Genomic DNA, 26,792 nt, shown 5'->3' on the forward strand with positions numbered 1-26,792 from the left:
GGGGCGCGCCCGCCGACCTGGAGGAGACCGCGCTGACGCTCGCGGCGGCCGCCGCCGGGCAGGAGCTGCGCGTGGCGGTCGCCGCGCCCACCGCCCGCGCCGCCGCCGACCTCGCCGCCCTCGCCGCCGACGGCGGCCACGAGGTCCCGGCCGAGACGGTCACGAGCCTGCACCGGCTGCTGGAACCGCAGGACGCGGCAGTGGCCGCGCCGGGCGCGGTGGTGTTCGGACGCGGCGAGCAGCAGCCGTTCGACCTGGACCTGGTGATCGTGCCGGACGCCGCCGGGCTGGACGTGGAGCTGGCGGCGGTGCTGGTGGAGGCGTGCCCGGACGGCGCGCACCTGGTGCTGGGCGGCGAGACGGGCGCGCTGCCCCCGGCCGGGCCCGGCCGCGTGCTGGACGACCTGGAGGCGTCCGAGACCGTCCCGGTGGTGGAGCTGGACCCCGCCGGTCCGGGCGGGCCCCTGGAGACGCTGCTGGCGGCGGTGCGCGGCGGCGAGCTGGTCGCTGTGGAGGCGCCCGACCGCGAGGTGGTCGTGGTGCCCGCGACGTCGCCCGGCGAGGCGGTGCACCGCGCGGTGCAGCTCGTCACCGACTCCATCCCCCGGGCGCTGGGCATCGAGGCGCAGGACGTGGTGGTCGTCGCGGCGGCCGCCGGTGGCGAGGCGGGCGCGACCGTGCTCAACGCCGCGTTGAAGGAGCGCCTGAACCCCGGCCCCGGGGCCTTCGGCGGGTTCGACGTCGGCGACCGGGTCGTGGTGGCCGCGCCCCTCCCCCAGGCCCCGGTGGGCGAGCCCGGGACCGTCACCGGCGCGGACGCGGCGGGCCTGGCGGTGGAATTCGCGAGCGGGACCGCGACGGTCGCGCCCGCCGACGCGGCGCGGCTGCGGCACGGCTGGGCGGTGCCGGTGGCGCTGGGCCGGGGCACGCGGTGGCCCGGGGTGGTCGCGGTGCCCGCCGCCGAGCCGGAGGCGGGCGCGGTGTTGTCGCGGCCGCTGGCGGTCACCGCGTTCGGCATGGCGCGGCGGCACCTGTCGGTGGTGCAGGCGGCCGGGCCCGCGCTGGCGCGGGCGGTGCGCGAGACCGGCGCGCCCGAGCGGCGCACCCGGCTGGCGCGGCTGGTGAAGCAGTAGCCACTGGAGCAGTAGCCACTGGAGCAGTAGCCACTGGAGCAGTAGCCACTGGAGCAGTGGCCACTGGTGCGGTAGCGGGTCGGTCGGTTGACCGGGGCGGGAGAAAAAGCCGTGTCGCTGTTTACGCTCGCGGTCGTTTGGGGCACGATCTGACCAATTGCCGTCACCGGGGCGTGACCTCTTTGTCCGACGCTCGTTGGACATGATGTCAACAACTCGGTGGCGGGCAGGGTCGCGAACCGCGTCACAGGCTCAGTCGAGGCGCACCAACGGTGAAGGAGTGCAATGCCCCAGCAGCGACGCTTCAGGCGGCTCGGATCGGCGTCGACGGCGGTGTCGGCCGGCGCCCTGGTGCTGGTGTTCCTGGGGGCGCCGGCGGCCTACGCGCAGTCCGCCGCCGCGCCGCAGAAGTGCAAGAAGGGCGTGGACCCGGCCACCACGCTGGACAACTGGAAGTGCCAGCTCGGCAACTGGCGCGACAGCATCACGCCCAAGCCCACCCCGAAGCCGACCCCCAAGCCGACGCCGTCCAAGCCGTCCAAGAAGCCCCCGCTGGACAAGGGGTCGGGCGGCAAGGAGCGCAAGTCCGGCGGCAAGAAGGGCGGGTCGCCGTCGGTGTCGGTGCCCTCCGGCAGCCTCCCGTCGGGCGGCGGCGCCACCACCATGAACCGGCCCGAGGGCCTCCAGCCCTACGCGCCCGGCGGCACGCAGAACAGCCCGAACCTGCCCGGCCTGCTGCCCACGCCGCAGGTCGCCGCCGACCCGGCCGCCGCCCTCCAGGCCCCGGCCGGCGCCGCGCCGCAGACGCGGCTGATCTCGCCGGTGGCCGCCACCACGCAGGACCAGGACCAGATCCTGTGGGTCGCCGCCGCCTCGGGCGCGGCGGGCGCCGTGCTCGCGCTGAACCTCAGCGTGCTCGGCCGCCGGATGCGCCGCGTCCGGTCCTGACCCTCGCGCACGGGAACGGCCCCGCTCCTCGGTGATCCGAGGAGCGGGGCCGTTGCCGTACGGGCGGGGCGGTTACTCGGGCGCGCCGATGGCGTGCAGGCCGCCGTCCACGTGCACGATCTCGCCGCTGGTGGCCGGGAACCAGTCCGACAGCAGCGCCACGCAGGCCCGCGCCGTCGGGTCGCTGTCCTTGATGTCCCAGCCGAGCGGGGCCGCCTTCGGCCACATCTCGGTCATGCCCTCGAAGCCGGGGATGCTCTTGGCCGCCATCGTCGCCAGCGGCCCGGCCGCCACCAGGTTGACCCGGACGCCGCGCGGCCCCAGGTACTTGGCCAGGTAGCGGGCGCACGACTCCAGCCCGGCCTTGGCCACGCCCATCCAGTCGTAGACCGGCCACGCCTTGGTGGCGTCGAAGTCCAGGCCGACCACCGCGCCGCCGTCCTGCATCAGCGGCAGGCACGCCATCGTGAGCGCCTTCAGCGAGAAGGTGGAGGCGTGCACGGCGGTGGCCACGTCCTCCCACGGCGTCTCCAGAAAGTTGCCGCCCAGCGCGGTCTGCGGCGCGAAGCCGATCGCGTGCACGACGCCGTCGAGGCGGTCGAAGCCGACCTCGCGCAGGTTGCCCGCCAGGGCGTCCAGGTGCTCGGTGTTCATGACGTCCAGCTCGATCACCGGCGGCGGGTCGTCCGGCCCGCTCGGCAGCCGCTTGGCGGTGCGCTGGGTGAGCGTCGGCCGCGGGTAGGCGGTCAGCACCACCTCGGCGCCCTGCTCCTGGGCGACGCGCGCCACGTGGAAGCCGATGGAGGCGTCGGTGAGGACACCGGTGACCAGGATGCGCTTGCCTTCGAGGATTCCCATGAGCTCAGTGCCCCATTCCCAGGCCGCCGTCGACCGGGACGACCGCCCCGGTGATGTAGGCGGCGTCGTCACTGGCCAGGAACCGCACGGCCTTGGCCACCTCTTCCGGCCGCGCCACCCGGCCCAGCGGGATGACGCCCTTGATGGCGTTCTGCTGGTCCTCCGACAGCGCGGCGGTCATGTCGGTGTCCACGAACCCGGGCGCGACGACGTTGACGGTGATGTTGCGCGACCCCAGCTCGCGGGCCAGCGAGCGCGCGAAGCCCACCATGCCGGCCTTGGAGGCGGCGTAGTTGGCCTGCCCCGCCGACCCCGACAGCCCGACCACCGACGACACCAGCACGATGCGGCCGGTGCGCTTGCGCATCATGCCCTTCACGCCGCGCTTGGCGACGCGGAACGCGCCGGTCAGGTTGGTGTCCAGCACCGAGGTGAAGGTGTCCTCGCTCATGATGGCCAGCAGCGTGTCCTTGGTGATGCCGGCGTTGGCCACCAGCACCTCCACCGGGCCGTGCTCGGCCTCCACCTTGGCGAACGCGGCGTCCACGTCCTCGGTGCTGGTCACGTCGCACCGGACGCCGAACAGCCCCTCGGGCGGCTCGCCGGACCGGTAGGTCACCGCGACCTTGTCACCGGCGGCGGCCAGTTCGCGGGCGATGGCCAGGCCGATCCCCCGGTTACCGCCGGTCACGAGGACAGAACGACTCATCCCACGCCCCTCTTGTCTTGTGCTGGTTGCCTGTCGGCTGCTGGTTGCCTGTCGGCTGGGTCACAACAGCGTCCGAGCGTAGCGGCCGGACGCGCCGCGGGGAGATGTGCCGTCCCGACAAGATCCCCGCACCCCGGTTTGTTCGGGCGGCCGCCCCGGTCGCCGTCCGGGTCGCCGTCCGGACCGCGCTCCTGCGGCCCCGAGACGCGACGGGGTAGGTTGCGGAAGGTGCATGACATCGATCCCGCCTTCACCGCGCTGCCCCTGCGCGCGCTGGCCGACGCGGCGCTGAGCCGGGCCCGGGAGCTGGGCGCCCAGCACGCCGACTTCCGCCTGGAACGCATCCGCAGCCAGACCCTGCGGCTGCACGACGCCGCCCTGGAGACCGCCCTGGACGCCGACGACGTGGGCCTGTCGGTCCGCGTCGTCAAGAACGGCACCTGGGGGTTCGCCGCCGGCATCGACCTGACCCCCGAGGGCGCGGCCCGCGTCGCCGCCCAGGCCGTCGAGGTCGCCGCCGTCGCCTCGGCCGTCAACCGCGAGCCCATCGAGCTGGCCCCCGAGCCGGTGCACGGCGACGTCACCTGGGTGTCGGCCTACGAGACCGACCCGTTCACCGTGCCCACCGCCGACAAGGTCGCGCTGCTGGGCGACTGGAGCCGCCGCCTGCTGGACGACTCCCGCGTCCAGCACGTGGACGCCACCCTGCTCCAGGTCCGGGAGAACAAGTTCTTCGCCGACCTGTCGGGCAACATCACCACCCAGCAGCGCGTGCGGCTGCACCCGGTGGTCAACGCCGTGGGCATCGCCGACGGCGCGTTCGACACCATGCGCACCCTCGCGCCGCCCGCCGCGCGCGGCTGGGAGTGGCTGACCGGCGACCACTGGGACTGGGACGGCGAGCTGGAGCGCATGCCCGAGCTGCTGGCCGAGAAGCTGGCCGCGCCGTCGGTGGAGGCCGGGGCCTACGACGTGGTGATCGACCCGTCGAACCTGTGGCTCACCATCCACGAGTCGATCGGGCACGCCACCGAGCTGGACCGCGCGCTGGGCTACGAGGCCGCCTACGCCGGCACCTCCTTCGCCACCCCCGACAAGCTCGGCGAGCTCCAGTACGGCTCGCCGGTCATGAACGTGACCGGGGACCGCACCGTCGAGCACGGCCTGGCCACCATCGGCTACGACGACGAGGGCGTGGAGACCCGCTCGTTCGACATCGTCACCGGCGGCCGCTTCACCGGCTACCAGACCGACCGCCGCATCGCGCGGCTGACCGGCGAGGAGCGCTCCAACGGCTGCTCGTTCGCCGACGCCGCCGCCAGCATGCCGATCCAGCGCATGGCCAACGTGTCGCTGATGCCCGCGCCCGACGGCCCCTCCACCGACGAGCTGATCTCGGGCGTGGACCGCGGGATCTACATCGTCGGCGACAAGAGCTGGTCGATCGACATGCAGCGCCACAACTTCCAGTTCACCGGGCAGCGCTTCTACCGGATCGAGAACGGCCGGCTGGCCGGGCAGCTCCGCGACGTCGCCTACCAGGCCACCACCACCGACTTCTGGAACTCCATGGAGGCGGTGGGCGGCCCGCAGACCTACGTGCTGGGCGGCGCGTTCAACTGCGGCAAGGGCCAGCCCGGCCAGGTCGCCCCGGTCAGCCACGGCTGCCCGGCGGCGCTGTTCCGCGGCGTCAACATCCTCAACGCGCTGAAGGAGGGCGGCCAGTGACCAGCATCAGCCCGCAGGAGGCCGTCGAACGCGCCCTGGCGCTGTCGCGCGCCGACGACTGCGTGGTCATCGCCGACGAGTCCAGCACCGCCAACCTGCGCTGGGCCGGCAACACCCTGACCACCAACGGCGTCACCCGCGCCAGCCGGCTCACCGTGATCGCGCTGCGCGCGGCCGCCGGGGGCGTGCGCTCGGGCGTGGTGTCGCGCGCGGCGGTGACCGCCGACGACATCGAGGACCTGGTGCGCTCGGCCGAGGCGGTCGCCGACGAGAACGAGCCCGCCGAGGACGCCGTCCCGCTGGTCACCGCCGACTCCGCGCCGCGGTCGGGCGGCGCGTGGGACGACGCGCCCGCCGAGACCGGCATCGGCGTCTACGCGGGCTTCGCGCCCGCGCTGGGCGAGGCGTTCGGCCGCGCCGAGGCCGCGGGGCACCGGCTGTACGGCTTCGCCAACCACGTGGTGACCTCCACCTTCCTCGGCACCTCGGCCGGGCTGCGGCTGCGCCACGACCAGCCCACCGGCCTGCTGGAGCTGAACGCCAAGGGCGCGGGCGGCTCGGCGTGGGCCGGGACCGGCACCCGCGACTTCGCCGACGTGGACGTCGCCCGCCTCACCGGCGACCTGGCCCGCCGCCTGTCCTGGGGCGAGCGCCGGATCGACCTGCCCGCCGGGCGCTACGAGACGATCCTGCCGCCCAGCGCGGTCGCCGACCTGATGATCTACCTGTACTGGTCGGCCGGGGCGCAGGACGCCCGGGACGGCCGCACGGTGTTCAGCGCGCCCGGCGGCACCCGCGTCGGCGAGAAGCTCGCGAACCTGCCGGTGACGTTGTCCAGCGACCCCGGCGCGGCCGGGCTGGAGTGCGCCCCGTTCGTGATCGCGCACGCCTCCAGCCGCGAGTCGTCGGTGTTCGACAACGGGCTGCCGCTGGCGGCCACCGACTGGATCACCGACGGCACCCTGACCGCCCTCACCCAGACCCGGCACTCGGCCGGGCGCACCGGGCTGCCGCCGACCCCGCCGGTGGACAACCTGATCATGACGGGGCCGCAGGGCGGGGCGTCGCTGGAGGACATGGTCGCCCGCACCGGGCGCGGGCTGCTGCTGACCTGCCTGTGGTACATCCGCGAGGTGGACCCGCAGCGGCTGCTGCTGACCGGCCTCACCCGCGACGGCGTCTACCTCGTGGAGGACGGCGAGGTGGTGGGCGCGGTGAACAACTTCCGGTTCAACGAGAGCCCGGTGGACCTGCTGTCGCGGTTGTCGGAGGTCGGCTCGACCGCGCCGACGCTGCCGCGCGAGTGGTCGGACTACTTCACGCGGGCGGCGATGCCCGCGCTGCGCGTCCCCGACTTCAACATGTCGACGGTCTCGCAGGCGTCCTGAGCCGCGCGCGGGGCCCCGGAGGCGGTTCGCCGCCTCCGGGGCCCCTTGTCGCTCCAGGCGCGGTCTGGGCGGCTTTCAGGCGTCTTCCAGCCGGAAGCCGACCTTCATGGTCACCTGGAAGTGCGCCACCTCGTCGTCGGTGATCTGCCCGCGCACCTCGGTCACCTCGAACCAGTCGAGATGGCGCAACGTCTGCGCGGCCCGCTTGACCCCGTTGCGCACGGCCTGCTCGACCGAGTCGGGCGAGGTGCCCACGATCTCGGTCACCCGGTAGGTCCGGTCGGTCATGGAAGACCCCCTCCTGGTGTCGCCAGTCTGACCCTGTGGGCTTACCGTGGAAGGGTGAAGGTCAATCCCCGTAGGCAGGCCGAGGTCTACACGGTCACCAACGCGCCGCGCCCGCTGTCGGAGGACATCGGGTCCCGGCAGCGGCGCTACCTGCTCTCCATGGGCATCCGCACGGCCTGTTTCCTGGGCGCGGCGTTCACCGCGATGGGCGGGGCGCCGCTGTGGGTGGTGGGCCTGCTGGTGGTGGGGGCGGTCTTCCTGCCCTACATCAGCGTCGTGATCGCCAACGGCGGGCGGGAGCCCACGGCGGCGGCGCGGTTCGCCGGTCCGGACAGCCAGCACCACAAGGGGATTTCCGGACAACGACCAGAAATCGGGTCGTGACTTTCTCTTGACTACTAGCGGGGGGTTTCGGTGTACGATTTGTACCGGCGCTCTGGTCCCCCGTCGGAGCGCCCGTGCCGGTGTTCCGGGCCCCCGTCGGAACACCGATGTGCGGCGCCGGGTGGATTGCCCCCGTATCCACCCGGCGCCGCTTTTTCTTTGCCGTGGCCCGTCACAGGCCCGCGTCTGACCCGCCGCGAAGCCGCCGCGGACCGGCCGTAGCACCGTGTCCGGCGTCCGCGCAGCTCGCATAGCCGCCGCCCTTCCCTGCGGCAAGCCGGGGCCGTGGCCCGATCCGGCCAGCGACCGAAATCCCTTTCTCCCGAACTTTCCGGTGCGCACCGACCGCCCCGGGACGCTCCGCTGCGCCCTGGCACGCCCGGAAGGTCACACCGTGCGCTGGCCACCGGAAGCCGCAGGTCGCCCCGCTAAGTTAGAATCAGATTCTAAGATCGGCTTCGCGAAGGGGAGGGCGCCGTGCGCCGCACCGTGTTCAACGAGGACCATGAGGCGTTCCGGGAGACGATCCGGGACTTCATCGCCGCCGAGGTAACGCCGGTGTACGAGCAGTGGGAGCAGGCGGGCCACCCGCCGCGCGACTTCTACAACAAGCTCGGCGAGCTGGGCGTCTTCGGCATCCAGGTGCCCGAGGAGTACGGCGGCGCGGGCGAGACCAGCTTCAAGTACCAGCTGGTGGTCTCCGAGGAGTGCGCCCGCGCGGGCGTCAGCTTCGGCGGCTACGGCGTGCACGTGAACCTGGTGCTGCCCTACCTGCTCAAGTACGCCTCCGCGGAGCAGAAGAAGCGCTGGCTGCCCGACTTCGTCTCCGGCGACATGATGACCGCCATCGCGATGACCGAGCCGGGCACCGGCTCGGACCTGGCGGGCATGCAGACCACCGCCCGGCGCGACGGCGACCACTACGTGCTGAACGGCGCCAAGACCTTCATCACCGGCGGCGTGCTGGCCGACCGGGTGCTGGTGGTGGCCCGCACCTCCCCCGCCACGCCCGAGAACCGCCGCGCGGGCCTGTCGATCCTGGTCGTCGACACCAAGAGCGACGGCTACGCGGTCGGCCGCAAGCTGGAGAAGATCGGGCTGCGCAGCTCCGACACCGCCGAGCTGTCGTTCAGCGACGTGCGCGTGCCGGTGGAGGACCTGCTGGGCGAGGAGGGGCGCGGGTTCGAGTACCTGACCCACAACCTGGCCGAGGAGCGCCTCGGCATCGCGGTCAGCTCCTACGCCTCGGCGGCCGCCGCCGTGGATTTCGCCAAGCGCTACGTGCAGGACCGCACGGTGTTCGGCAAGACCGTCGCCTCGTTCCAGAACACCAAGTTCGTGCTGGCCGAGTGCGCCACCGAGGTCGAGGCCGCCCAGGCCCTGGTGGACCGCGCGGTCGAGGCGCTGGACGCCGGGGAGCTGACCCCCGCCGACGCCGCCAAGGCCAAGCTGTTCTGCACCGAGGTGCAGGCCCGCGTGGTGGACAAGTGCCTCCAGCTGCACGGCGGCTACGGCTACATCCTGGAGTACCCGATCGCGCGCCTGTACACCGACGCGCGCGTGTCCCGCATCTACGGCGGCACCAGCGAGGTGCTGAAGACCATCATCGCCAAGGACCTCGGTGTCTGAGGCGGCGCCCGGGAGCGGGCGCGTCGCGGTCGTCACCGGGGCGGCGCGCGGGATCGGGGCGGCCACCGCCGTGCGGCTGGCCCGCGAGGGCTTCGCCGTGGCGGTGTGCGACCTGGACGAGGCCGGGTGCGCCGCGACCGCCGGGCGTGTCGAGGAGGCGGGCGGCCGGGCGCTGGCGGTGGGCGTGGACGTCTCCGACGCCCCGGCCGTCGAGGCGGCGATCGCGCGGATCGCCGCCGAGCTGGGCCCGCCGGTGGTGCTGGTCAACAACGCCGGGATCATCCGCGACAACCTGCTGTTCAGGATGTCCGACGACGACTGGGACTCGGTCATGTCGGTGCACCTGCGCGGCGCGTTCCTGATGAGCCGCGCCGCGCAGCGGCACATGACCGACGCCGGGTGGGGCCGGATCGTGAACCTGTCGTCGGTGTCGGCGCTGGGCAACCGGGGCCAGGCCAACTACTCGGCGGCCAAGGCGGGCCTCCAGGGCTTCACCAAGACCCTGGCGATCGAGCTGGGCCGGTTCGGGGTGACGGCCAACGCCATCGCGCCGGGCTTCATCGCGACCGAGATGACGGCCGCGACCGCCGCCCGCGTCGGCATGGACTTCGAGGAGTTCAAGCAGGCGGCGGCCAAGGAGATCCCGGTGCGGCGCGTCGGCGTGCCCGAGGACATCGCGGGCACCGTCGCGTTCCTGGTCAGCGACGACGCCTCGTTCGTCTCCGGCCAGGTCATCTACGTCGCGGGCGGGCCCCGCGCCTGACCGCTCCCCCGCCGGGCGGCCGCGCGCCGTCCGGCGGGGCACCGTCCGCAGTTCTGCCACTACTCCTTGTTAGCCTTCGGTGGGAGATCGTCGGCTGGCTGGGGGGGACGTCGATGGGCGCGGCGACGTACGAGGGCGGCGGTTCGGAGGGGGCCGCGACCGCTCTGCTGGCCAAGCGCGCCGCCGAGGTGCAGCAGGGCGGGGCGCGGGCGGCGGTGCTGGGCGTCAACGACGGCCTGGTCAGCACGTTGTGCCTCATCCTGGGCGTGGCGGGCGCGGGCTCGGGCCCGGCGGCGGTGCGGCTGGCGGGGCTGGCCGGGCTGCTGGCGGGCGCGGTGTCGATGGCCGCCGGGGAGTGGATCTCGGTGACCGCGCAGGTGGAGCTGTTCAAGGGCGTGCTGGCCGACCTGCGGGGGCTGGTGCGCGACCACCCGGGGGTGCTGATCTCCCGGCTGGAGCAGGAGTTCCTGGAGGCCGGGTACGCCCCGGCGACCGCGCACACGGCCGCCGCCGAGCTGTCCGCCGACGGCGAGGGGCTGTACCGCAGCGCGGCGGTGCGCATCATCGGCGTCAACCCCGAGGAGCTGGGCTCGCCGTGGACGGCGACGTTGTCGTCGTTCGCGCTGTTCGCGGCGGGCGCGCTCGCGCCGCTGCTGCCGTGGTTCTTCGCCAGCGGCATGACCGGGGTGGTGGTCTCCATCGTCGCGACGGGCCTGGCGGGCCTGGTGGTGGGCGGCGTGGTGGCCCGCTCCAGCGGCCGGTCGGTGCCCTACGGCGCGGTCCGCCAGCTCCTGATCATCCTGCTGGCGGCCGCCGTGACCTACTTCGCCGGGGCGCTGTTCGGCGCCTCCTGACGGAACGTCGAGGGCGAGGAGAGCGAGAGGGCTGAAGGGAAGGTGGAGAAGGAAGCCCCCTCATGGCCTCGCCGAGTTCACCGTAGCAGTCAGTCGGGGATCAGGTCGCGCAGGTTTTCCGGCGTGACGGCGCGGCAGCCTTCGGGCAGGCCGTCGGGGCGTTCCAGGCCGATGAAGGTGGTGGTCCCGGCGGGGATCTTCGCGCCGTCCCAGACGCGCACCGAGCCCGCGGGCAGCAGGTCGGTCAGGTCCCGCACCGTCAGGTAGCGGCGCTCCACGACGGCGCGCACCAGCGTCTCGGCCGCCGCGTGGTTGTCCTCCACGCGGTTGCCCCAGTCCGTGCCGCGCAGGTACAGGTGCAACCACTTCGCGCGCCAGGTGCCGTCGGCGTCGCGCAGGAACACCAGTGGCAGCGCCACCCGGCCGGGGCCGCGCAGGTCCGACTTCAGCCGCACGGTGCTCGCCTCGAACGGGCGGCCCGCCTGGTCGGCGCCGCGCAGCATGAACCCGAAGAACGACTCGGCGACCTCCTCGAAGCCCTCCCCGGCGTAGATGTTGACCTGGGGCACGATGAAGGCGCCCTCGATCACGCCCAGCCGCAGGTCGATGAACTCCGACGCCCCGTCGGGCGCGCTGGTGATGTCGCCCGAGTGCGCGCCGCCCATCGTCGTCAGGGACGTGTAGGACAGCCATTCCAGGGTCTCGTAGGCGGCGTCCAGCGTCATCGCCGACAGGTCGAAGTCGGTGCGGCGGGCCACCTGCCGCCAGTGCACGAAGAAGCGCAGCAGGTCGCCCTCCACCGGCGACGTCGAGCCGCGCGGCAGGACGCCGAACCCGCCGGCCGCCGCCTTGCCGCTGAGGGGCAGGGCGATGTCGAGGGCGGCGGGCTCGACCAGCACGGTCCCGAGGTCGGGCAGGCGGCGGCGGACCTCGCCGTCCAGGAACGCCGCCAGGCGCGCACCGACGGGCTCAGGCAGTGGCTCGCGGCGGTCGCGGGTGGCGTGCGCGCGGGCGAGGCGGTTGGTGAACAGGCGGATCCGTCCGGTCCCGTCCTCCCGGTTGAGCAGGTGCTCGCGGACCGACAGCAGCACGCGGCCGGACGCCTGGGGCGCGACGCGCTCGGCGGTGGCGAGGACGTGCTCGTACTCGGCGTCGGTGGCGGCGAGGCGCAGCAGCCGGTCCAGGGAGCGCATCAGCTTCCCGGGCGCGGTCGCCAGGAGGTCGGTCGCGGCGGACACCTTCTCCCGGGCGAGCAGCGCCTCGACGCGGGCCTCCATCGACGGGGCCGCCTTGTCACCGCGCGCGACGGCGAACACGTCGGCGGCGTGCGGCCAGCGCGGGTACTCGTGCGGGTGCAGCCGCTCGCCCAGGCGCTTCCAGGGCTCGCGGTGGGCGTTGACGTCGGCGAGCTTGGCGGGCGAGGCGGCGATCACCTCGTCCAGGCCCGCGAGCAGGGTGCGGCGCACCGGGCGCCGCAGCCGCGCGAAGCGGGTGGGCTCGCGGAGGGTCACGTCGCCGTCCGACAGGGCGCAGGCCAGGCGCAGCACGTCGGTGACGGTGTCCAGCAGGAGCGGGGCCCCGAGGTCCAGGCGGGCCCGGTTGATGAGGGCGCGGTTCTCGCGGATCGGGATGTCGGCGGGCTGGGGGCCGTCCACGCGGAGGGCGGCGAGGGCGCGCAGGGCGTCGAGGTCGGCGTCGTTGAGCGGGGTGGGGCTTCCGGCGAGGGCGAGGTAGAGGGCGGTGGCCTCGTCGTCCAGGTCGCCGCCCTGGTGCAGGACCGTCACGCGGTCGCCCGCCGCCGCGATGAGGTCGTCGTGGGCGGCCAGCATCTGCTCGTAGGTGTGCCGGTAGTCGCCGTAGGCGGGCAGGGAGAGCAGGTCCAGCACGCCGCTCTGGAGCTGGGCGACGGCCCCGGAACTGGACGCGGAGTTCACGAGCGCGTCGGCGACGCACTCCATCCAGAAGTCGAGCGTGTCGGGGACGTTGGCGGGGAAGTCGATGAAGTAGACGTTGTGCTGGACGTGGTCGCCGACCATCTCGCGGACCGCGCCCAGGGTGTGCACGGCGAGCGTGGCGACGGTGCCGGGCTCGCGCGCCGACAGCGTCTCCAGCAGCCCGGCCGAGAGCTTGAACCCGGCCGTCATCAGCGCGGCGTCGAACCGCCGCGCCATGGCCGCCCCTTCGCCCTCGGGCCCTGGCGGGACGCAGACGCGCCGGGTGTGCCGAAGGACCAGGGGTGCGAGGAGCGTGCTCATCCCGGCATGGTCCCAGAACACCCGAAAGCGGCGCATTCGGGTTTCTCAGGTCGCGAGCTGCTCCCGAAGGACGCGCGGGGCCTCGGCCAGCGACGGGCCGTACCAGGTCAGGAGGCGGCCGTTGACGAGGGCGGCGGGCAGGCCGGGGAACGCCTCGGGGCCGTCGCCGGCGGTGAAGCGGTAGGGCTCGTCGGGCAGCACGACCAGGTCGGCCCCGGCGGCGTTCAGCTCGTCGACGGGGATCTTGGGGTAGCGGTCGGGGTGGTCGGCGTAGCGGTTGGCGACGCCGAGGCGCGCCAGCACGTCGCCGGTGAAGGTGTCTCGCCCGACCACCATCCACGGCCGCCGCCAGATCGGGACGATCGCGGTGCGGGGCGGGCCGGGCTCGACGGCCGACCAGGCGCGGTCGGCCTCGTCCAGCCGGGCGGGCGCGGGGACGCCGCACGCGACGGTCAGCATCCGGCGCAGCGAGGTGAGGGCCTGCTCCACGGTGCGGATGTCGGTCATCCAGACCGCGACGCCGGACGCGCGCAGCGCCGCGACGTCGGGCGCGCGGTTCTCCTCGGCGTTGCCGAGCACCAGGTCGGGTTCCAGCTCCCGGATCCGGTCGAGGTCGGGGTTCTTGGTGCCCCGGACGCGCGGCACGTCCAGGTCCTCGGGGTGGGTGCACCAGTCGGTGGCCCCCACCAGCAGCCCCGGCGCGGTCGCCGCGACCGACTCGGTCAGCGACGGCACCAGGGACACGATCCGGCGCACCCGGGCCGGGAGGGCGACGGGCGCGCCGGTGTCGTCGTGCGGGAGCGTCACACGTTCCGCCGGTACTGGCCGCCGACCTCGAAGAACGCCTCGGTGATCTGCTGGAGGCTGCACACCCGGGCGGCGTCCATCAGCTCGGCGAACACGTTGCCGTCGCCCGCCGCGACGTCCTTCAGCCGGGCGAGGGCGGCCTCGGCCTCGCCCCGGTGCTCCTGCTGGAAGCCGCGCACCCGCGCGAGCTGCGACTCCTTCTCGGCCTCGGTGGCGCGGGCCAGCTCGATCGGCTTGGCCTCCTCCTGCTGGCCCTCGGGGGCGCGGAAGGTGTTGACGCCGATGATGGGCAGGGTGCCGTCGTGCTTGCGCTGCTCGTAGAGCATCGACTCGTCCTGGATGCGGCCGCGCTGGTAGCCGGTCTCCATCGCGCCGAGCACGCCGCCGCGCTCGCTGATGCGGTCGAACTCGGCGAGCACCGCCTCCTCCACCAGGTCGGTCAGCTCGTCGATGACGAACGAGCCCTGGAGCGGGTTCTCGTTCATCGCCAGGCCCCACTCGCGGTTGATGATGAGCTGGATCGCCAGGGCGCGGCGGACCGACTCGGCGGTGGGGGTGGTGACGGCCTCGTCGTAGGCGTTGGTGTGCAGGCTGTTGCAGTTGTCGTAGATGGCGATGAGCGCCTGGAGCGTGGTGCGGATGTCGTTGAAGTGCATCTCCTGGGCGTGCAGGGAGCGGCCCGAGGTCTGCACGTGGTACTTGAGCTTCTGGCTGCGCTCGTTGGCGCCGTAGCGCTCGCGCATCGCCACCGCCCAGATGCGGCGGGCGACGCGGCCGAGCACGTTGTACTCGGGGTCCATGCCGTTGGAGAAGAAGAACGACAGGTTGGGCGCGAAGTCGTCGATGTCCATGCCGCGCGCCAGGTAGGACTCCACGTAGGTGAAGCCGTTGGCCAGGGTGAAGGCGAGCTGGCTGATGGGGTTGGCCCCGGCCTCGGCGATGTGGTAGCCGGAGATCGACACCGAGTAGAAGTTGCGGACGCCCTGCTCGATGAACCACTGCTGGACGTCGCCCATCATCCGCAGCGAGAACTCGGTGGAGAAGATGCAGGTGTTCTGGCCCTGGTCCTCCTTGAGGATGTCGGCCTGCACGGTGCCGCGCACGGTGGACAACACGCGGGCGCGGACCCCGGCGGCCTCGTCGGCGGACGGCTCGCGGCCGTGCTCGGCGCGGAAGGCGTCCAGGCCCTGGTCCACGGCGGTGTTGAGGAAGAACGCCAGGATCGTGGGGGCCGGGCCGTTGATGGTCATCGACACCGAGGTGGTGGGCGAGGACAGGTCGAAGCCGTCGTAGAGGGCCTTCATGTCCTCCAGCGTGGCGATGGAGACGCCGGAGGTGCCGACCTTGCCGTAGACGTCGGGGCGCTCGTCGGGGTCGCGGCCGTACAGGGTGACCGAGTCGAACGCGGTGGACAGCCGCGTGGCGGGCTGGCCCTCCGACAGCAGCTTGAAGCGGCGGTTGGTGCGGAACGGGTCGCCCTCCCCCGCGAACATGCGGGCGGGGTCCTCGTTGTCGCGCTTGAACGGGAACACCCCGGCGGTGAAGGGGAAGCGGCCGGGCAGGTTCTCGGCGCGCAGGAAGCGCAGCAGCTCGCCGTGGTCGGTGTAGCGGGGCAGCGCGACGCGCGGGATGCGGCTGCCCGACAACGACTCGCGGGTCAGCGTGGTGCGGATCTCCCGGTCGCGGATCTTCACGACCTGCTCGTCGCCGGAGTAGGACTCCACGACGGCGGGCCACTCCGCGAGCAGGTCGGCGTCGGCGGGGGCCAGCGCGCGCCGGGCCTTGTCCAGCAGCGCGCCGACCTCGGCGGCCCCGGCCTCCGACAGCTCGTCCCGCACGGCCTCCAGGCGCTGCACGCGGCGCGCGGCCTCGGCCTGCTCGGCGGTCGCGGCGTGGTAGCCGCGCAGAGTCTCGGCGATGTCGGACAGGTAGCGGACGCGGGCGGGCGGGACGACCTGGGCCGCGCCGGTGGAGGTCCGGGTGTCGGCCTGCGGCAGCGTGCCGGGCTCCAGGGGCAGGCCGTGCTCGGCGAGCATCGCCGACAGGTGCTGGTAGAGGGCGGTGACGCCGTCGTCGTTGAAGGTGGCGGCGCTGGTGCCGAACACCGGCATGTCCTCGGGGCGGGAGCCGAACGCCTCGCGGTTGCGCACGAGCTGGCGGGCGACGTCGCGGAGGGCGTCGGCCGCGCCGCGCCGCTCGAACTTGTTGATGGCGACGACGTCGGCGAAGTCCAGCATGTCGATCTTCTCCAGCTGGGAGGCCGCGCCGAACTCGGGCGTCATCACGTACAACGACACGTCCACCAGCGGCACGATCGCGGCGTCGCCCTGCCCGATGCCGGGGGTCTCCAGGATCACCAGGTCGTACCCGGCGGCCTTGACGGCCTCGACCACGCCCTCGATGCCCTCGGGCAGCTCGCGCGCGCCGCGCGTGGCCAGCGAGCGGAAGAAGACGTGCTCGCCGTCCAGGGCGTTCATGCGGATGCGGTCGCCCAGCAGCGCGCCGCCGCCGCGCCGCCGGGTGGGGTCGACGGCGATGACGGCGACGCGGAGCTTGTCCTGCTGGTCCACGCGCAGCCGCCGGACCAGCTCGTCGGTGAGGGAGGACTTGCCCGAGCCGCCGGTGCCGGTGATGCCGAGGACGGGGACGCGGCGGCGCGCGGCGGCCTCGGCGAGCGCGCGCCGGTCGGCCTCGGGCAGCTTCCCGGCCTGGAGGCAGGTGACGGCGCGGGCGAGGGCGCGGCGGTCGCCCGCGAGCACGGCGTCCACGGGGGCGGGCTCGGCGGCCAGGTCCACGTCGCCGTCGCGCACCAGCTCGTTGATCATGCCGGGCAGGCCGAGCCGCTGGCCATCCTCGGGCGAGAAGATGCGCACGCCCGCCGCGCGCAGCCGGGCGATCTCCTCGGGCACGATGACGCCGCCCCCGCCGCCGAACACGCGCACGTGCCCGGCCCCGGCCTCCTTCAGGGACCGCGCCAGGTACTCGAAGTACTCGACGTGCCCGCCCTGGTAGGAGGAGATCGCGACGCCCTGGGCGTCCTCCTCCAGCACGGCCGCCACGACCTCGCGGACCGAGCGGTCGTGGCCGAGGTGCACGACCTCGGCGCCCTGCGACTGCAGGATGCGCCGCATGATGTTGATCGCCGCGTCGTGCCCGTCGAACAGGGCCGCCGCCGTCACGAACCGCACCGGGTGCACCGGCGCGTGCAGCGGATTCCTGGTGCCTGCCTGTGCGCCCGCCACCACGACCTCCGACCGATCTCTTGGACATCCAATATTTGGAAGTTAAAATAGTTTCCGTGCGCGACTCCGTCAAGAGCCCCCGGGTGCCCTACGGTGGTGCGGTGACCAGCCCCGACAGCCGCGATCCCATCGCCGAGGCGCACCGCCAGTGGAGCGCCCGCTGGCCCGGCCACGCCGACCAGATGGCCGCCGTCACCTCGGTGATGCGGGCCCAGCAGCTGCTGCTGAGCCGGATCGAGGGGGTGCTGAAACCGCTCGGGCTGACCTTCGCCGCCTACGAGGCGCTGCGGCTGCTCGCCTTCACCCGCTCGGGCGCGCTGCCGATGGGCAAGATGGGGGTGCGGCTGATGGTGCACCCGGCGTCGGTGACCAACGTGATCGGCCGCCTGGAGCGGCGGGGCCTGGTGGAGCGCGGCCCCTCCCCCGACGACCGCCGCGTGGTGCTGGCCGCGATCACCCCGGCGGGCCGCGAGCTGGCGGAGCAGGCGACCGAGGCGCTGCACGAGGCGGACTTCGGGCTGCCGGGCCTGAACGCCGAGCAGGCCGTCCAGATCACCGAGGCGCTGCGCGCCGTCCGCGTGTCGGCGGGCGACCTGTAAGACGCCCGGTCAGCCGGTGGCGAGCAGGAGCGTCGCCGCGCCCGCGCCCAGCAGGCCGGCCGCCTGCCAGCGGGTGAGGCGTTCGCGCAGCGCGGTGACGCCCAGCAGCACGGGGATCGCGGGGTAGAGCGAGGACAGCACGACGGCGATCGCGAGGAGCTGTTCCCGGGCGGCGAGCATGTAGAGCACCAGGGCGGCGGAGGCGGTCATGCCGGTCGCCGCCGCGCCCAGCAGGCGGCGGGGCGGCATCCGGAGCCGGGCGCGGGATCTCACCACCAGCGGCAGGACCGTGGCGATGGCCGCGACGCGTCCGGCGGCCACCGGCCAGACGCCCGCGCCGGGGCCCGCCTGGGCGAGGGCGAGGTATTGCAGGGCGATGCCGGTGCCCGCGATCAGGGCGTCCGGCGCACCGGCGGGGCCGCCGCCGTCCGTGCGGCCGTCGCGAGAGACCAGCCACAACGCCGGGACGGCGATCAGGACGCCCAGCCAGGCCAGGGCCGACGGGCGGTCGCCCAGCACCGCCACGCCCACCAGGACCGGCAGCGCCACCCCGGCCACGGCGCTGACCGGGACCACCACGCTCATCGTGCCGTGGCTGAGCCCGCGGAACAGGAACACCATGCCGATGCCGGTCCCGACGCCCGACAACGCGCCCCATGCCAGGTCGGCGGGCTGGAGGGAGGTCGCGGGCAGGAGCGGGACCGCCGCCAGCGCCAGCAGCAGGCCGCCCGTCTGGCCGACGAGCGCGACGGCGGCGAAGTGGGAGCGGCGGGCGAGCAGGCCGCCCGCGAAGTCGGCCAGGCCGTAGCAGAGCGCCGAGGCCAGCGCGTAGAGGACGCCCATCAGACCGCCTCCCGCTCGGCCTGGCCGACCGGGCACACCGCGTCTTGGACGCAGCAGGCGCGGTCGCACAGGCGGCACATCAGATCGGCGTCGCCCACGTCGGTGTACAGGCGGGTCAGCAGCTTGCCGAGCAGGGCGTCCAGCACGGCGCGTTCGCCCTCGTCGAGGACGGCCACGACGTCGGCCAGCGGATCGCCGCGCGCCGCCAGCACCCGTCCGGCCGCGCGCTCTCCGGCGGCGGTGAGGGCGACCGGGACCGAGCGGGCGGCGCGCGGCCCGCGTTCGACCAGGCCGGAGGCCGTCAGGGAGTCCACCATGCGGGCGGCCGCCGGTTGCGTCAGCCCGACCCGGCGGCCGAGTTCGGTGACGCCCAGCGGCCCGGACGCCGACAGCACGACCAGCGCGGCCGCGCCGCTGGCGCTGGTCCCGGCGGCCCCGGCGGCGTCGGTCAGGGCGCGGCCGGCGACGGCGAGGGCCGTCGCGCCGAGGAGGTTCGCCGTTCTCCGCAACTCATGCATGAGTCATGCATGTCCGAATGCGGATGCTTCATTCCTCTAGGCGCGGCTTTCCGGCGATCAGGCGCGGTCGCGTAGCTCGCGGCGTAGCAGCTTGCCGGTGGCGGTCTTGGGGATCTCGTCCAGGACCTCCACCTCGCGGGGCGTCTTGAAGGCCGCCAGGCGCTCGCGGCAGAACTCGACCAGCTCGTCCGGGGCAGCCTCGGCACCCGGGCGCAGGCTGACGTACGCCTTCACCGTCTCGCCCCGGTAGGCGTCGGGGACGCCGACGACGGCGGCCTCGCGGACGGCCGGGTGCTCGTACAGCACGTCCTCGACCTCGCGCGGCCAGACCTTGTACCCGGACGCGTTGATCTGGTCCTTCTTGCGGTCCACCAGGTAGAACCAGCCCGCCTCGTCCCGGTAGCCGACGTCGCCGGTGCGCAGCGCGCCGCCGGGCAGCGCGGCGGCGCTCTCCTCGGGCCTGCCCCAGTAGCCGGGCACGACCTGCGGGCCGCTGGTGACCAGCTCGCCGATCTCGCCGGGCGGCAGCTCCTCGCCGTCGTCTCCGACGACCCGCACGTCGGTGTTGAAGACCGGGACGCCGACCGACAGCGCGCCGGTGGCCTCGTCCACGGGCGCGACGGCGTTCAGCGGGACCGCGTGCGAGGGCGAGGTGGTCTCGGTGAGGCTGTAGATGTTGTGCACGTACTGGCCGAAGGTCTCCCGGAACGCCTCGACGGTGCTGGGCGGGATCGGCGCGCCGCCCGAGTAGATCCGCGTCAGCGACGCCAGCGCACGCCGGCTGGTGTTCGGGGCGTTCATCAGCGCGATGAACACCGTGATGGACCCGACCGTGAACGTGGCCCGCTCGCGCGCGACGGTGTCGATGGCCAGCGCCGGGTCGAACCGGTAGGTCAGCACCAGCGGCGCGCCGGTCAGCAGCGCCAGCGCGACGTGCCCGACCAGGCCGGTGATGTGGAACAGCGGCGCGACGCCCAGGATCACGTCGCGCGGGCCCAGCCCGACCCAGTCGCGGTAGGTCTGGGCGTTGAACACCAGGTTGCGGTGGGTGTTCATCGCGCCCTTGGGCGGGCCGGTGGTGCCGGAGGTGTAGCTCAGCACGGCCACGTCGTCCGGGCCGGGGCGCACGGCGGGCGGGGCGTGGCTGTCGTAACGTTCCAGCAGGCCGGCGAGGTCGAGCGTGTCCGGGCACGGCGTGCGCTCCAGCCCGGCCAGCACCCGCTGGTCGCCGGTGGCGCAGTGGTCGAGCGCGCTGGTGGTGACGACGGTGCGGACGCCGGTGCCCGCCACGGCCTCGCGGGCGACCTGCTGGTAGAGGTCCTGGAGGCAGACCAGGACGGTCGCGCCGCAGTCGTCGAGCAGCGTCTCCAGCTCGCGGGCCTTGTACATCGGGTTGACCGGGACCGCAATGCCGCCCGCCTTCCAGACGCCCAGCAGCGCGATCACGAACTGCGGGACGTTCTGGAGGTACAGCGCGGCTCGCTCCCCCGGCGCGAAGCCCGCGTCCGCCAGCGCGGCGGCGAACGCGCCTGACCGCCGGTCCAGCTCGCGCCAGGTGAGGCGGCCGTCGAAGTAGCGCAGCGCGTCGGCGTCGGGGTGGGCCGCCGCCGTGAAGGCGAACATCTCCAGCGCGCTGGTGTACTCCACCGCGATCTCGGCGGGCACGCCCCGGCCGTACAGCGACAGCCAGGGACGGGGGGCGTCGTTGCCGCTCATGCCGTCACCCATACCCCGAAACGGCGCGGCGGGTCGAGTGCGGCGGGCGTTGACTTCTGGGCGGGCGGTGTCACGGTGAGGAGGTCACCGGATCGCGCGGAGGTGCCGAGATGGGCGCGACGAGACTGCACGTCCTGGACTGCGGGGCGATGAGCTGCGACCTCACCTGGCTGCTGCTGAAGGCGGGGACCACCATCCGGTCCCGCGGCGACCGGGACCTTCCGGCGCCCTGGACGCCGTGCCCGACCCACGCGGTGCTGGTCGAGACGCCCGACGGGCTGCTGCTGTGGGACACCAGCTGCCCGCGCGACTGGGAGGCGCGCTGGAAGCCCACCGGTCTCCAGGAGTTCTTCCCCTACGACCGCGTCGAGGAGGAGCAGTACCTCGACCGGCGGCTCGGGCAGCTCGGCGTCGCGCCCGAGGACCTGCGCTACGTCGTGCTGTCGCACCTGCACTTCGACCACGCGGGCAACGTGCGGCAGTTCGCGGGCACGGGGGCGCGGCTGGTGTGCAACGACAAGGAGAAGGAGTTCGCGTTCGGGTTCGACGGGCCGTTCACCGGCGCGCACCTGAAGGCCGACTACGAGGGGCTGGACTTCGCGACGGTGTCGGGCGACACCGAGATCCTGCCCGGCGTGACGCTGGTCGAGGCCCCCGGGCACACCCCCGGCACCATGGCGATGCGGGTGGACCTGCCCGAGACCGGCACGATGATCTTCACGTCGGACGCGGTGTACCTGGGCGAGTCGTTCGGGCCGCCCGCCGTCCCGGCCGCGATCGTGGCCGACCTCGGCGCCTGGTACGCGTCGGTGGAGAAGATCCGCGACCTGGCCGCCCGCACCGACGCGACGGTGGTGTTCGGGCACGACGCCGGGCAGCTGCGCTCGTTGCGGCGCTCGCCGGAGGCGTACTACTCATGAGCGAGGAGACCGTCTTCACCTACGGCGCGCCGCAGCTGAAGTTCGGCGCGGGCGCGTCCGCCGAGATCGGGCACGACCTCGCGCTGCTCGGGGCGCGCCGCGTCCTGGTGGTCACCGACGCGGGGGTGGCGGCGACCGGCGGGCCGCAGCGCGTCGCCGACGCCATGAAGCAGTACGGGATCGCCGCCGACGTCTACGACGGCGTGCACGTCGAGCCGACCGACCGCAGCCTGCGCGAGGCCGTCGAGCACGCGCGGGCGACCGGGCCTTGGGAGGCGCTGGTGGCGGTCGGCGGCGGGTCCAGCATCGACACCGCCAAGGCCGTCAGCCTGCTCACCACCAACGAGGGCGACCTCGCCGAGTACCTGAACCCGCCGGTCGGCGCGGGCCGCGCGCCCGACCGGCCGCTGCTGCCGCTGGTGGCGGTGCCGACGACGACCGGGACCGGCGCGGAGAGCACCACCGTGTGCGTGCTGGACGTCCTGGAGCTGAAGGTCAAGACCGGCATCAGCCACCCCCGGCTGCGCCCGGCGCTGGCGGTGGTGGACCCGGACCTGACGCTGAGCCAGCCGCCGGAGGTCACCGCGTCGTCGGGGATGGACATCGTCTGCCACGCGCTGGAGAGCTACACCGCGCGCCCCTACGACTCCTTCGACCGCAAGACGCCCGACGCGCGGGTGCCCTACTGCGGGGCCAACCCGGTGTCGGACATGTGGGCCGAGCGGGCGCTCGGGCTGCTGGCGCGGTCGTTCCGGGAGGCGGTGCACGACGGCTCCGACCGGCGGGCGCGCGCCGACATGGCGCTGGCCGCCACGTTCGCCGGGCTGGGGTTCGGCAACGCGGGCGTGCACATCCCGCACGCCAACGGCTACCCGATCGCGGGGCGCGTCAGGGACTTCCACCCGCCCGGCTACCCCGGCGGCGAGCCGATGGTGCCGCACGGGATGTCGGTGGCGCTGACCGCGCCGGAGGCGTTCCGCTTCACCTACCAGGCCCGGCCCGAGCGGCACGTTCGCACCGCCGAGCTGCTGGCCCCCGGCCTGGACCGGCCCAACGACCCGGCCGAGCACTTGCCGCGCGCGCTGCTGGATCTGATGCGCGACGTCGGGATGCCGGACGGGATCGGCGCGGTCGGCTACACCGAGGCCGACGTCCCGGCGCTGGTGGAGGGCGCGATGAAGCAGCAGCGGCTGCTGGCCACCGCGCCGCGCGAGGTGACCGAGGGCGCGGTGGCGGAGATCCTGACCCGTTCGCTGAGCCTGTGGTGAGGAGAGGCGGGCATGCCGATCTATGAGCTGAGGTGCCCGGACGGGCACCGGTTCGAGGTGATCCAGTCGTTCGCCGCGCCGCTGCCGGAGTGCCGCGAGTGCGGGGCCGCGACGGCGAAGGTGCCGGGCCGTTGCGGCCTGCTGGGGTCGGCGCGGGTGCCGCCGCCCGCCGCCGCGATGCCGCAGACCTGGCGCGGCACCGGCGGGGCCGACCGCGAGTACGTGACCGGACTGCGCCGCACCGCCGAGGCGCGGCGGGAGCTGGAGGAGCGCCACCCCGAGCTGGCGGGCGACCGGCGGCCGGTGCTGGCGCACGAGGGACGCTACGAGCGCGCGCCGCTGCGGGCCGGCGACCCGGTACCGGAAAGGAAAGATCGGCCCGGCATTACCCCGGATTGACGATCACCTCCCGCCCCGGGGGAATCGTCCTCCTATGACCAACACCATGCTCGCCGGGCGGCTCAACGTGGCCACGCTGGACTTCCAGGTGACCGAGGTCCCGGTGCCCGACCCCGGGCCGGGCGAGGTCCGCGTCCGGATCGAGGCCGCCGGGGTGTGCCTGTCGGACGTCCACCTCATCGACGGCACGCTCAAGCCGCTGTTCCTGAAGGGCGACACCGTCACGCTCGGGCACGAGACGGCGGGCGTGGTGGACACCCTCGGCGAGGGCGTCACCGGCTGGGAGCCCGGTCAGCGCGTGTTGCTGATGGCCGGGGAGACCCGCGACGGCGTCGTCTACACGCGCGGGGTGGACTACGACGGCGGCTGGGCCGAGTACGCGGTCGCGGCGGCCGACACGCTGCTGGCCATCCCCGACTCGTTGCCGTTCGAGCAGGCCGCGATCCTGCCGGACGCGGTGTCCACGCCGTACGCGGCGGTGGTCACCACCGGCGACGCCCGGCCCGGCCGCCCGGCCGGGGTGTGGGGCGTGGGCGGGCTGGGCGCGCACGCCGTGCAGATCCTGCGCACGATCGGCGCGGCCCCCATCGTCGCGGTGGACCCGCTGGAGCACGCCCGCACCCGGGCGCTGGAGTTCGGCGCGGACGTGGCGGTGGACGCGGCCGACCCCGACGCGGTGCGGCAGATCCGCACCGTCACCGGCGGCGTCGGCCTGGACGTCGCCTTCGACCTGGCGGGCGTGCCCGCCGTGCGCGAGCAGGCCGTCGGGTGCCTGGCGCCCAAGGGGCGGCTCGTGCTGGTCGGGCTCACCGACAAGCCGTTGACGATCTCCGAGGGCACCGCCTTCAGCTACTTCCAGCAGCAGATCCGGGGCCACTACGGCTCCGAGCCCGAGCACCTGGCCGAACTGCTCGCCCTGGTGCGCTGGCAGCGCATGGAGTTCAGCAAGTCGGTGAGCGGCGTGCTGCCGCTGGCCGACGCGCCCAAGGCGGTGGAGCGGCTGATCAACCACGAGGGCGATCCGATCCGGCTGATCCTCAAGCCGTGACCGCCACCGCGGCGGTCGCGGCCGAGGAGGTCGCGCCGCGCCGGTCGATGCTGGTCGCGGCGTTCTCCACGATCGTCGAGTGGTACGACTTCACGCTGTACCTGTACCTGACGCCGGTGCTGGCGCGGGTGTTCTTCGGCGGCGACTCCGAGGCCACCCTGGCGACGCTGGGCGTGTTCGCGGTCGCCTACGTGCTGCGGCCGGTCGGCGCGGCGGTGCTGGGCCACCTCGGCGACCGGATCGGCCGCCGCCGGGTGTTGCTCATCTCGATGTCCATCATGACGGTGGCGATGTTCGCCACCGGGCTGCTGCCGGTCGGCGCGGCGGTCGCGATGTTGCTGCTGCGCTGCGCGATGGGGTTCTCGGTGGGCGGCGAGTACTCGGGCGTGCTGACCATGCTGGTGGAGAGCGCCCCGCGGCGGCACCGGGGGTTCGTCACCTCCATCGCCTCGGCCGCCAGCGAGGTCGGCGCGCTGATCGCGGCGGGGGTGAGCGCGCTGGTGGTGGGGCTGACGTCGGGCGCGCAGCTGGACTCCTGGGGCTGGCGCATCCCGTTCTTCGTCGGCGGGCTGCTGGCCCTCGGGACGCTGGTCATGCGGACGACGGTGCAGGAGACCCCGGCGTTCGAACGGGCCCGCGCGGGCGGCGAGCTGCCGCGCAACCCGATCGGCGAGGTGCTGCGGCACCAGTGGCGCGCGGTCCTGCGCACGTTCGCGATCTCGGCGCTGGGCTCGGTGACCTACTACGTCGCGGTCACCTACGTCCCGACGTACCTGACGTCGGTGGCCGGGGTCGGCGAGGGCGAGGCGCTCGCCCTGACCACCGTCGCGGCGGTCGCGGTCATCGCGGTGACGCCGGTGATCGGCGCGTGGAGCGACCGGACCGGCCGCCGCCCGATGCTGGTGGGGCTGGCGGCGCTGTTCGTGGTGCTGCCGCTGCCGATGTTCGCGCTGATGGCGGGCGGCGGCCGGGGCGGGGTGCTGGCGGGCGCGGTGGCGCTGGCGGCGGGCGCGGGCGCGGTCAGCGCGGCGGCGGCCGCGACCATCCCCGAGCAGTTCGCCACCGCCGGGCGGATGAGCGGGCTGGCGCTGGGCTTCACGATGGCGTCGGTGTTGTTCGGCGGGCTCGCGCCGCTGGTCGCCGACGTGCTGATCCGCGCGACCGGCTGGCGGCTCAGCCCGGGGCTGCTGGTGATGGCCGTCGCGCTGGGGGTGCTGCCGCTGCTGGCGCGGCTGCCGGAGACCGCCGGGCACGACCTGTCCACCCTGTCTGGGGCGAAGGCGGCGGACGCCGGGGGGCGCGGCGGGCCGGGCGGCCCGCCGCGCGTGCAGAAGTAGGGCGCGCCGGTCAGCGTTCGCGGACCCAGGCGTCGATCAGGTCGGCGACCTGCGGGCGCGAGTTCTCGACGTAGTGGCCGTCCTTGACGAACTCCAGCGTCTTGTCGGCCGACGCCAGCGACCCGTACACCGACCGGGCGTCGCTGTCGTAGACGCACTCGTCGGCGGTGGCGTGGACGACCAGCGACGGCACGGTGACGCGCGCCAGGTGGGGCGCGGCGATGCACTGCGAGGTGCGCAGGCTCCACATCGACAACCAGGTGCGCAGCGTGCAGAGCGACCCGATGCCGAACACCCCGTAGTTGGCCTTGGCGGGCTCGCCGGAGTAGCACCAGTTGGGGCGGCGGTCGGACGGCTCGATGGTGGGGTCGATCATGCGCAGGTCGGCCCACGTCCGGTACATGTTGAACAGCCGGTCGCGGGCCCGCGTGCCCTCCAGTGCGGCGAGCTGCTCCAGCACCCAGTCGGTGATGCGCTCGTTGCGGGCGCGCTGGGCGGCCCGGTACCGGGCCTGGAACCCGGGGCTGTAGGGCGGGCCGTTCTCGGGGTTGAACGGATCGAGGTCGGGGTCGACCGACAACACGTCGGCCTCGTCGGTGATGGAGGGGTCCATCCACGCCGTCAGCACCTCGGGCCGCCCCGAGTGCGCGGCCAGCGCGACGAACAGATCCCCGGCGGGCAGGTCCTCGATGGCGGCGACCGGGCGCATCCCGGCGACCGGCGTGACGTTGGGCTCGACGGCCTGGGACTGGTAGGCGGCCATCAGCGAGCCGCCGCCGGAGTTGCCGAGCAGCACCACCCGCTCGACCCCGGCGTGCTCCTTCAGCCAGCGCACGCCCACGCCGATCTCCGCCAGGGCGTGGTCGAGCAGGAAGTACGCCTCGTTGCCGCGGAAGCGGGTGTTCCAGCCGAGGAAGCCGTGACCGCGCGCGGCCAGGTGCTCGGCGAGGTAGTGCTCGGAGAAGTCGATGTTGTAGTGGGTGGCGACGAAGGCGGTCGTCGGCGGCGCGCCCGCCGGGCGGTGGTAGACCCCCTGGCACGGGTGGCCGCCCGCGCCCGCCCGGCCCACCAGCGGCGACGGCAACCCCACGAACTCCCTGACGATCCCGGTCGTCCCGGTCATCCCGGCCTCCTTGCGAATCGGATCCCGCCCGCAGG

24 protein-coding genes are annotated in these 26,792 nt (G+C 73.9%); 14 read left to right on the forward strand and 10 right to left on the reverse strand.

Annotated features, from left to right (window positions below):
- The coding region (locus AH6_RS03040; RefSeq protein WP_157431226.1) for an AAA family ATPase at positions 1–1,133 on the forward strand (1,133 nt) is incomplete at its 5' end.
- A gap of 285 nt (positions 1,134–1,418) precedes the next feature.
- Positions 1,419–2,081, forward strand: coding sequence for a hypothetical protein (locus tag AH6_RS03045; protein ID WP_067473117.1), 663 nt, complete (start codon positions 1,419–1,421; stop codon positions 2,079–2,081).
- Positions 2,082–2,153: 72 nt separating this feature from the next.
- Here the strand turns inward: AH6_RS03045 and fabI are convergent, their stop codons facing one another.
- Positions 2,154–2,939, reverse strand: coding sequence for an enoyl-ACP reductase FabI (gene fabI, locus AH6_RS03050; protein WP_067473120.1), 786 nt, complete (start codon positions 2,937–2,939; stop codon positions 2,154–2,156).
- Positions 2,940–2,943: 4 nt separating this feature from the next.
- Positions 2,944–3,648: a 3-oxoacyl-[acyl-carrier-protein] reductase gene (gene fabG / locus AH6_RS03055; protein WP_067473121.1), complete on the reverse strand. Its 705-nt coding sequence runs from the start codon at positions 3,646–3,648 to the stop codon at positions 2,944–2,946.
- Between the two features lie 228 nt (positions 3,649–3,876).
- Here fabG (AH6_RS03055) and AH6_RS03060 point away from each other — a divergent pair, with 228 nt between their 5' ends.
- Both AH6_RS03060 and AH6_RS03065 read left to right on the forward strand, forming a co-directional pair.
- A complete protein-coding gene (locus tag AH6_RS03060; protein WP_067473124.1) occupies positions 3,877–5,376 on the forward strand; it encodes a TldD/PmbA family protein in 1,500 nt (499 codons plus the stop codon).
- 5 nt (positions 5,377–5,381) lie between these two features.
- A complete protein-coding gene (locus AH6_RS03065) occupies positions 5,382–6,764 on the forward strand; it encodes a metallopeptidase TldD-related protein (protein ID WP_218005690.1) in 1,383 nt (460 codons plus the stop codon).
- Positions 6,765–6,839: 75 nt separating this feature from the next.
- Here AH6_RS03065 and AH6_RS03070 read toward each other — a convergent pair whose 3' ends face one another.
- Positions 6,840–7,052, reverse strand: a complete 213-nt coding sequence (locus AH6_RS03070; RefSeq protein ID WP_067473129.1) for a dodecin — start codon at positions 7,050–7,052, stop codon at positions 6,840–6,842.
- 54 nt (positions 7,053–7,106) lie between these two features.
- On the opposite strand from AH6_RS03070, the gene AH6_RS03075 reads away from it, so the two are divergent.
- From AH6_RS03075 to AH6_RS03090, 4 genes are all read left to right on the forward strand, one after another.
- Positions 7,107–7,436: a DUF3099 domain-containing protein gene (locus AH6_RS03075; protein WP_067473132.1), complete on the forward strand. Its 330-nt coding sequence runs from the start codon at positions 7,107–7,109 to the stop codon at positions 7,434–7,436.
- 477 nt (positions 7,437–7,913) lie between these two features.
- Positions 7,914–9,065, forward strand: a complete 1,152-nt coding sequence (locus AH6_RS03080) for an acyl-CoA dehydrogenase family protein (protein WP_067473134.1) — start codon at positions 7,914–7,916, stop codon at positions 9,063–9,065.
- A complete protein-coding gene (fabG, locus tag AH6_RS03085) occupies positions 9,058–9,828 on the forward strand; it encodes a 3-oxoacyl-ACP reductase FabG (protein WP_067473138.1) in 771 nt (256 codons plus the stop codon). The genes AH6_RS03080 and fabG (AH6_RS03085) overlap by 8 nt, the downstream gene beginning before the upstream one ends.
- 113 nt (positions 9,829–9,941) lie before the next feature.
- Positions 9,942–10,682 (forward strand): VIT1/CCC1 transporter family protein, encoded by a 741-nt coding sequence (locus AH6_RS03090; RefSeq protein ID WP_067473141.1) that lies wholly within the window; start codon positions 9,942–9,944, stop codon positions 10,680–10,682.
- Positions 10,683–10,771: 89 nt separating this feature from the next.
- Here AH6_RS03090 and AH6_RS03095 read toward each other — a convergent pair whose 3' ends face one another.
- From AH6_RS03095 to icmF, 3 genes are read right to left on the reverse strand one after another with little or no spacing between them, the layout of a single operon-like run.
- Entirely contained in the window at positions 10,772–12,937 is a 2,166-nt protein-coding gene (locus AH6_RS03095; RefSeq protein ID WP_067473144.1) for a TerD family protein, read from the reverse strand.
- Between the two features lie 45 nt (positions 12,938–12,982).
- Positions 12,983–13,744, reverse strand: coding sequence for a helical backbone metal receptor (locus tag AH6_RS03100; protein ID WP_174555073.1), 762 nt, complete (start codon positions 13,742–13,744; stop codon positions 12,983–12,985).
- On the reverse strand, positions 13,741–16,986 hold the full coding sequence (gene icmF, locus AH6_RS03105) for a fused isobutyryl-CoA mutase/GTPase IcmF (protein ID WP_067473148.1): 3,246 nt from the start codon (positions 16,984–16,986) through the stop codon (positions 13,741–13,743). Before icmF ends, AH6_RS03100 begins: the two co-directional genes overlap by 4 nt.
- 83 nt (positions 16,987–17,069) lie before the next feature.
- Between icmF and AH6_RS03110 the strand changes: the two genes are divergently transcribed.
- A complete protein-coding gene (locus AH6_RS03110; RefSeq protein WP_067473203.1) occupies positions 17,070–17,585 on the forward strand; it encodes a MarR family transcriptional regulator in 516 nt (171 codons plus the stop codon).
- A gap of 9 nt (positions 17,586–17,594) precedes the next feature.
- Here the strand turns inward: AH6_RS03110 and AH6_RS03115 are convergent, their stop codons facing one another.
- From AH6_RS03115 to AH6_RS03125, 3 genes are read right to left on the reverse strand one after another with little or no spacing between them, the layout of a single operon-like run.
- On the reverse strand, positions 17,595–18,428 hold the full coding sequence (locus AH6_RS03115) for an EamA family transporter (protein ID WP_067473151.1): 834 nt from the start codon (positions 18,426–18,428) through the stop codon (positions 17,595–17,597).
- Entirely contained in the window at positions 18,428–18,946 is a 519-nt protein-coding gene (locus AH6_RS03120; RefSeq protein WP_067473153.1) for a MarR family winged helix-turn-helix transcriptional regulator, read from the reverse strand. Before AH6_RS03120 ends, AH6_RS03115 begins: the two co-directional genes overlap by 1 nt.
- A 57-nt stretch (positions 18,947–19,003) precedes the next feature.
- Positions 19,004–20,662: an AMP-binding protein gene (locus tag AH6_RS03125; protein WP_067473156.1), complete on the reverse strand. Its 1,659-nt coding sequence runs from the start codon at positions 20,660–20,662 to the stop codon at positions 19,004–19,006.
- A gap of 110 nt (positions 20,663–20,772) precedes the next feature.
- On the opposite strand from AH6_RS03125, the gene AH6_RS03130 reads away from it, so the two are divergent.
- Genes AH6_RS03130 through AH6_RS03150 form a run of 5 tightly spaced genes read left to right on the forward strand, consistent with a single transcriptional unit; the run spans position 20,773 to position 25,634 of the window.
- Positions 20,773–21,582 carry an N-acyl homoserine lactonase family protein gene (locus tag AH6_RS03130; RefSeq protein ID WP_067473159.1) on the forward strand — a complete coding sequence of 270 codons (810 nt, stop codon included), beginning with the start codon at positions 20,773–20,775 and terminating at the stop codon, positions 21,580–21,582.
- Complete coding sequence (locus AH6_RS03135; protein WP_067473162.1) at positions 21,579–22,850, forward strand: hydroxyacid-oxoacid transhydrogenase; 1,272 nt, start codon at positions 21,579–21,581, stop codon at positions 22,848–22,850. Before AH6_RS03130 ends, AH6_RS03135 begins: the two co-directional genes overlap by 4 nt.
- Positions 22,851–22,862: 12 nt before the next feature.
- Positions 22,863–23,249: an FmdB family zinc ribbon protein gene (locus AH6_RS03140; protein ID WP_067473165.1), complete on the forward strand. Its 387-nt coding sequence runs from the start codon at positions 22,863–22,865 to the stop codon at positions 23,247–23,249.
- A gap of 34 nt (positions 23,250–23,283) precedes the next feature.
- Entirely contained in the window at positions 23,284–24,297 is a 1,014-nt protein-coding gene (locus AH6_RS03145; RefSeq protein WP_067473168.1) for a zinc-binding dehydrogenase, read from the forward strand.
- Entirely contained in the window at positions 24,294–25,634 is a 1,341-nt protein-coding gene (locus AH6_RS03150) for an MFS transporter (RefSeq protein ID WP_067473171.1), read from the forward strand. The genes AH6_RS03145 and AH6_RS03150 overlap by 4 nt, the downstream gene beginning before the upstream one ends.
- A 10-nt stretch (positions 25,635–25,644) precedes the next feature.
- Here the strand turns inward: AH6_RS03150 and AH6_RS03155 are convergent, their stop codons facing one another.
- Entirely contained in the window at positions 25,645–26,757 is a 1,113-nt protein-coding gene (locus tag AH6_RS03155) for an alpha/beta hydrolase (protein WP_067473174.1), read from the reverse strand.
- Positions 26,758–26,792 lie beyond the last annotated feature (35 nt).

The sequence above is a fragment of the Actinomadura hibisca NBRC 15177 genome, from assembly GCF_001552635.1.
Classification (GTDB): Bacteria; Actinomycetota; Actinomycetes; order Streptosporangiales; family Streptosporangiaceae; genus Spirillospora; species Spirillospora hibisca.